This is a genomic window from Mycobacterium sp. IS-3022 (assembly GCF_001500065.1).
In the GTDB taxonomy this organism is placed as follows: domain Bacteria; phylum Actinomycetota; class Actinomycetes; order Mycobacteriales; family Mycobacteriaceae; genus Mycobacterium.
On sequence record NZ_LQIN01000030.1, the window covers coordinates 1 to 6,585 of the forward strand.

5 protein-coding genes are annotated in these 6,585 nt (G+C 71.3%); 2 read left to right on the forward strand and 3 right to left on the reverse strand.

From position 1 onward, the window contains the following. The 3 genes from AU188_RS17020 to AU188_RS17030 form a co-directional block, all read right to left on the reverse strand. On the reverse strand, positions 1–838 hold an 838-nt coding region (locus AU188_RS17020), incomplete at its 3' end, for an Hsp70 family protein (RefSeq protein ID WP_156426728.1). 108 nt (positions 839–946) lie between these two features. Beyond that, positions 947–3,490 carry an isoniazid response ATPase/transcriptional regulator IniR gene (gene iniR / locus AU188_RS17025; protein ID WP_059164876.1) on the reverse strand — a complete coding sequence of 848 codons (2,544 nt, stop codon included), beginning with the start codon at positions 3,488–3,490 and terminating at the stop codon, positions 947–949. 3 nt (positions 3,491–3,493) lie between these two features. Then, positions 3,494–5,272, reverse strand: coding sequence for an Hsp70 family protein (locus AU188_RS17030; protein ID WP_059164878.1), 1,779 nt, complete (start codon positions 5,270–5,272; stop codon positions 3,494–3,496). 245 nt (positions 5,273–5,517) lie between these two features. On the opposite strand from AU188_RS17030, the gene AU188_RS17035 reads away from it, so the two are divergent. After that, complete coding sequence (locus AU188_RS17035; protein ID WP_059164877.1) at positions 5,518–6,027, forward strand: Rv0340 family IniB-related protein; 510 nt, start codon at positions 5,518–5,520, stop codon at positions 6,025–6,027. A gap of 340 nt (positions 6,028–6,367) precedes the next feature. After that, on the forward strand, positions 6,368–6,585 hold a 218-nt coding region (locus AU188_RS17040; RefSeq protein WP_216636192.1), incomplete at its 3' end, for an IniB N-terminal domain-containing protein.

A 6,585-nucleotide genomic window follows, 5' to 3' on the forward strand; every position in this document is an offset into this window, starting at 1 on the left:
CGCCGCCGCCGATCGTTGCCACCGCCGAAACGGCCGCCGTCGGCACCCCGTAGCGCTCCAGCGTATCGTCAAGTGCGGCAAGGAAATTCGCCAGTGGTCCGGCAATGAGCCGGTCGAGCTCGGTACGGGTCACGCGGAACTCGGCGTGGTGTCCGGGCAGGTCGACGGCGAGGGCCGTCGCGGTCTGCGCCGACAGCCGTTCCTTCGCGTCGCGGCATTCGTCGCGCAGCCGAGCCAGTGAACCCACCATCGCCGTCCCCGACGGGTCGGCGTCGGTTGTGATGGAGGCCATCACATGCGTCAGCAGTGCCTGATCGACGAGGTCGCCGGAGAAGTCGGCGAACCGGACGGTCTCGCCGACCACCGCGTGGTTCGACGATGCGTTGACGACCGTGATGCTGGTGCCGCTACCGCCGAAGTCGCAGAGCACCACCACGCCGCGAGACGGTAGGCCGGGGTCCGCGTTCAGCGCCGTCAACGCGGCGGTCGCGTCGGAGACCACCGGCACCTCGTCGTGAAGGGCGCCGCGCAGGGTGTCGGCGACCGACGGCCGCCAGTGCGCGGGGACGGCCACCGTCAGGTCCGCCGCATCATCAGCCGGCACGAGCGCACGCAGCGCCTGGGCGAGCAGATGCTCGGGACGGTGCGCGGAGCCGTCGGGCGCGACAAGCGGCACCGGATCGCCGATGCGGTCGACGAAACCGGTGAGCCGCTGACCGTGCAGTGTCACCTCGGACGGCCTGATCGCCGCGGCGTGCCCGTCGCGCGTCGCGGCGAGGTTGGTCGCGCCGACCGACAGGCCCAACGGTGCGCTGGGAGTTGCCTGGTCGTTGAACATGGCATGACGCTATTGCGCCGGGCCGGAGTGCCGAATCCGGTGCGAGACCCGTCGTCGAAAGTTCCGGTTAGGGGATTTCGGTTAGGGGATGGCGACGCGTTGGGGACCTCAGGTCTGCGGCGCCAACATCGCCCGCAGCATCGACAGCATCTCCGAGCGGGATTCCGCGCCGAGCCGCCGCCGGATGCGCGCGACATGGTGCTCGACCGTCTTCGCCGAGATGAACAGTTGCGCGCCGATGTCGCGGTAGGGCATGCCGAGCAACAACAGCTCGGCGACCTCGCGTTCGCGGTCGGACAGCCGCGACGACGTCGGCCGCGAAGTGCCGGCCCGCGGAGCCGCGGGGGTAGCGGCGTGATCGACGCGCGGCGCCTCGTCGACCGCGACGGTCTGCTTCAGGTCACGGGCAAGCTGCAGCATCGCTCCGGACACCCGGCCGTCGGGGGTCTGCAGCGCGGCCTGACCGGCCAGGCGGGTGGCATCCCAGGTCAGGCCCACCTGCGCCAGCAGCCGAGCCGCCGTGGTGACCTCATCGACGTCGACGTGGTTAGCCAGCACCCGCAACCAGGTCCGGCCGGCGGTGGCCAGCGTCTTGGCGAACGGGCTGTGGCCGGCCGCGGCGGTCAGCGCCTGGCCGTGCGGGGCGACGGCGTCCGGCGCGTTGGCCAGGATTCCGGCGTGCACGCCGGCCCAGTGCAGCGGCGCGGACCACAACATCGGATCGCCGAGCGAGCCGAGCAGTGCGAACGCCTCGTCGATGGCGTGTTGCAGCCGGTCGACCTGACGCATCCGGGAGGCGGCCACCCACAGCTCGCCGAGCGGCAGCAGCGAGAAAAGGTCCGTCGAGTACTCGGCGAGCACCTCCACCGCTGCGTACCAGTGCTTCTGCATGGCACCCGTGTCGCCACTGCGGCGGGCGATGGCGGTCTGCAGCGCCGCCGCCCATAATGCGTCGCGGCGGTGCAGCGGGGAACTGGCGTCGTCGTCGGCGCACACGATCATGACGTCGGAGGTCGCCGCGGGCAGTTGGCCGTCCAGCATGCGCACCCAGCCCAGCAGCAGCCGGTGCCTGCGGGTTACGAAGAGCGCGGCCTCGGGGCCGTCCTCCAGGCCCGCACGCACCGCGCGGGCGATCACACTGCGGGCCCGCACCGGATCGCCGCCGTGCAGCGCGGCGAGCGTCACCAGCGCCGCCGGGGTGTCCGGGGCGACGCCCGCCGCGGGCTGGTCCGTGGTGATCGCCTGGCCCAGCCGGGCGACCGCGGCGGGGTATGGCGCCTGCAACGACATCAGCAGGCCGTCGGCGAGGCTGCGCGCGGCCCGCGCGGTCGATGTCGGGGGGCCGCCGGTCTCCGCGGACAGCGCCGCACGAGCGGCGGGCAGGTCGCCGGCGGCGAGCGACACCACCGCGCCCGCCGCGCTGACGAAGGCGTCCGGATAGGGGCCCAGCCAGCGGAACAGGTCGGCGGCCTGCGCTGCGCTGCCGTCGTGGACGGCGATGCTGGCGGCGATCCGGACCGCGGCGGCCCTTTCTGCGGCGTCCTCGGAGCCGAGCAGCTCGTCGGTGAGCCGGCTTGCGGTTGCGCAGTCGCCGGTCATCGCGAGCGCGTCGGCCAGCTGCGGGCTCAGCGTGCTCGCTCCGGCGTCGGCTGCGGCACGGTAAAGCCTCGCCGCCCTTGCGGGTTGGCCATGGCTGCGGGAAGCGAGTTCGGCCAGCGCGGTGGCGAGCCGGTCGTCGCGCAAGCCGTGCTCGGCCAGCTGCAGCGCCAAATCCGCCGACAGCGTGGAGGATTTCAGTTGGGACACCAGCAGCGACACCTCGATGTCGTGATGCCGTGCGGCGCCGAGGATCTGGGCGATGCACCGATGTAGTGCCCGCAGGAAGGCGCGACTGTGGGACGGCTCGATCAGCCCGGTGGCGCGGGCATGGTCCACCACGGCGTGGGCGTCCGCGACGCTCACCTGCAATGCGGCGGCGACGTCGTCCGGACCGAGGTCTCTGCTCAGCGATGTCATCAGCAGCGTGTCGAGCGTGGCGTCGTCGACGCGACGCAGCCGCTCGATCAACGCGTACTTCGCGGCCTGCAGGATCGCGGTGGCAGGCGGCTCACCGTCCGGGGCGGCGGCGGCCGCGATCGCCGGCTGCAGCAGGAACGGAAGGCCGGCGGTCGCGACGAGCAATGACCGAACGAGATCGGATGGCGGTGGGCCGCCGAGCTTTTCGGCAGCGAGGTGCGCCACCTCCGCGGGCGGCAGCGGGCCCAGCGCGACGATCGGGTTCTCGCGTTCGATCGCCGTGGTCAACGCGCGCAGTGCGCGACGATGCACGAGTGGTTCGGTGCCGATGACGACGGTCGAGGCGGGGTCGGCGACTCGGCCCGCGAGGTGGTCGAGTTCCTGGTCGTCGAGCAGGTGCGCGTCGTCGATGACCACTGCGGCCCCAGGGTCGTCACCGGCACGCAGGGGTCGGGTCAACACCGCCAGGCCCGCGGACCGCAGCGCGGCCCGGATCGCGGCCAGCACCGAACTCTTGCCTGTGCCGATTCCACCGGACACCAGGAGCTTGACCGGTTCGGTCGGCGCGGCCGTCAGCCGCGCGACCGCTTCACGCGCGGCTGGCGGGATGTCGGTCCGCGGGTCCGACGCGGTCATGGTCTACGGCTCGTCCGGAATCGGCACGTCCGGGACCGGCTCGACCGTCGTGGTGACCGGCGGTTCGGTCGTCGTCGGCGGCTCGGTGGTCGTCGGCTGTGTCGTCGTGGCACGCGTCGTGGTGGTGGTGGTCGGCGCGGTTGTTGTGGTGGTGGTCGTCGTCGTGGTGGTCGTCGTCGCCGTGGTGGTCGGCGACGAGGTCGTGGTGGTCGGCGGAGGAGGCGGCGGCACCACGGTGGTGCTGGGCCGGCCATCCGATCCGGTGACCGTGATCGTCTGCGGCGCAGCCGAAGTCGTCTGCTGCGGCGACGGGCCGGTTTCGACGGTGGTCGCGGTCTCGGTCACCGGCCCGGTTTCGCCGCTGGTGCTCGTCAGCGTGACCGCCAGGCCGCCGACGGCCAGCAGCGCGGCCGCGGCGGCCGCGCCGAACAGCACCGTGGGTCGTCGGTACCACGGCAGCGGTGGCGGTTCGGGCTCGTATCTCTCTTCCTCGTGGGCGAACTCCATCGCCGGGCGAGCACCGGTCACGCCCGGTTCGAACGTGTAATCCTCACCGGCATAGGGCACCGGCTCGTCTGCCGGCGATTCGTCCTGCGACCAGGCCAGCGCCCGGAACGTCGCCGAGGCCGGCCCGTCCGCGCCCGATCCGGCGGCCGCCACTCCCGCCGCCCCGGCGGCCCACGCGGCGGCGGCCATGGTCGCCGGGGCCATCCCGGTCGGGGCATCCGCGGCCGCAGCCATCCCGGTCGCGGCATCAGCGGCGTCGGCGATCAGCGCGGCGCCCGCGGCGACGTTGAGTTGGGACTGCGGCGTCGTGATCACCGGCGCGCGAAGCCGTGTCGACAGCTGCTGAGTGACCAGCGGGATGTTCGCCCCGCCGCCGACGGTCGCGACCGCCGACACGTCGGCCAACGCAATGTTGTTGCGCTGCAACGTTTCTTCGACGGCGTTGAGCACACCGGCAAGCGGTTCGTCGATCAGTCGCTCCAGCTCGGTGCGCGTCACCCGGACGTCGGAGTCGAAGCCGGGCAGTTCGGCGTGCACGACGGCGGCGGTCTCGGCCGACAGCCGCTCCTTGGCCAGCCGGGCCTCGTTGCGCAGCCGGGCCAGCGAGCTGACCGCCGCGGTGCCCGCCGGGTCGGCGTTGTTGGCAGCCGCGATACCGGCCACGACATGGTTGAGCACCAGCTGGTCGATCTGGTCACCGGAGAAGTCGGGGTAGCGAACCGGCTCGCCGATCGACCCGAAGTCCGCGCCCGCGTCGGCCAGGCTGATGCTGGTTCCGCTGCCGCCGAAATCGCACAGCACGACCACACCGTTGGACGGCAGCCCAGGCGCGGCCTGCAGCGCGGCGAGCGCGGCGGCCGAATCCGCGACCAGCGTGGGCGCCACCCCGTTGCGAGCGAGGCCGGGGGCGGCTCGCAGCGCGTCCCGCAACGCGCCCACAGTGGCCGGTCCCCAGTGCGCGGGCACCGCGATCACAACGGGCGCGCCGCCGCCCACCGTGCGCCCCATCGCGTCGAGCGCCTCGACCAGCAGCCGCTCGCCGCGATGCGGTGTGCCGTCGGCGGCGACCAACGGCACCGGATCTCCGACCCGTTCGACGAAACCGCTCAGCACCATGCCGGGTTGGTTCAGGTTCGGGTTCTCGCCCGGGATGCCGACCTCCGGTGCGCGGTCGTCGAACACGGTGAGGATCGACCGGCGCATTACCGGGGGGCGGCCGATTCGGGCCGCCACCAAATTGGTCGATCCGATCGACAACCCGAGTGAGTCGCTCATCTCCACCTTTGCATGTGGGTGCAATTGGGCCCGGCCATCACGATAGCGGCTCATTTCCTTCCATCACGGGAGCTGCCCCTAGTGCGGCGAAATCCCCTAACGGTGCGTCCCCTAATGGTCTAGCCACAGTGGTGGGTTTCGCACCGATCACCAGGGCCGTGGCCGTCGATAGCATCGGGTCAGCGCCTTGTTGGGCTGAGCCGCATATCTAGCTATATATCTGTTTGAGGGAGGGAGGGTGTTTCATGGCCAACGAGCTACTCGACTTCGTGATGTCGGTGGTGCGGGATCCTGACGCCGCCGCGCGGTTCGCCGCCGATCCGGATCAAGCCATTCTCGACGCCAATCTGACCAATGTGACCAGTGCCGACGTCAACGCCCTGATCCCCGTGGTCTCCGAGTCGCTGTCGGCGCTGCCGACGACGGTACCGGCGGCCGGGCTGGACGGCGGCATCGCCGAAGCGGCGGGCAACGTGTGGGCCAGTGGTGCGGCCACGGCCGCCTTCGACGCGTTCGGAGACCATGTGCCGGCCGAGACTTTCGACGACGTGCACACCGCTCTGATCTCCGATCCGGGCGCGGAGCTCGCCGATCCGGACGTCCCGGGCATCGGCGCCACATCGCTGCAGCTCGACCAGCCGGTGATCGAGGAAACCGACGTCGACGATGTGCCGACGATCGAGGACTTCAGCGACGCGGTGGTCGACGTCCAGCAGCTGGATGTCGACGCAAGCGGTTTCGACATCTTCGACTGATCATCCAGCGACGAAAATGCGCGGTCCCGTTCCGGGGCCGCGCATTTTTGCGTTCGGCTGGGCGGGAGTGCCGCGTGCCGGCCTCGATTGTGAGTCCTCCGACGCCCGTCTCGGCGTGTCGGGTAGGAGACCGCACAATCGGCGATGGCATCCGTTTCCGCCGTCCCCCGGCCACCCCCTAATCCCCTAACGCGGCCCCCATCGCAATCCCGGGACGGTGGTTCGCAGGGAGGGGTTGCGACCCCGTTTCTGCGCAGTCGCGGGGCCCATAACGTGGTCTTCAGTTCGCCGGACAGCCCGGTGACAAGACCAAGAACCGAGCACTCGAAAGGACCCGACAATGAACCTCATCGACTGGTTTCTGAACCTGTTCCGCGATCCCGTTTCCGCCGCGGCATTCGTAGCCGACCCCGACCGCGAGTTGCAGCAGGCCGGTTTCGGCAACGTCTCGGCCGCCCAGGTGCAGGCCGTGGCGGCCACCGTGGCGCCGGCTGCGGTGGTGCATGGTGGGGGTGATCCGGTGGTGGGTCTGCAGCAGGCGGTGGCCCAGACGCATGG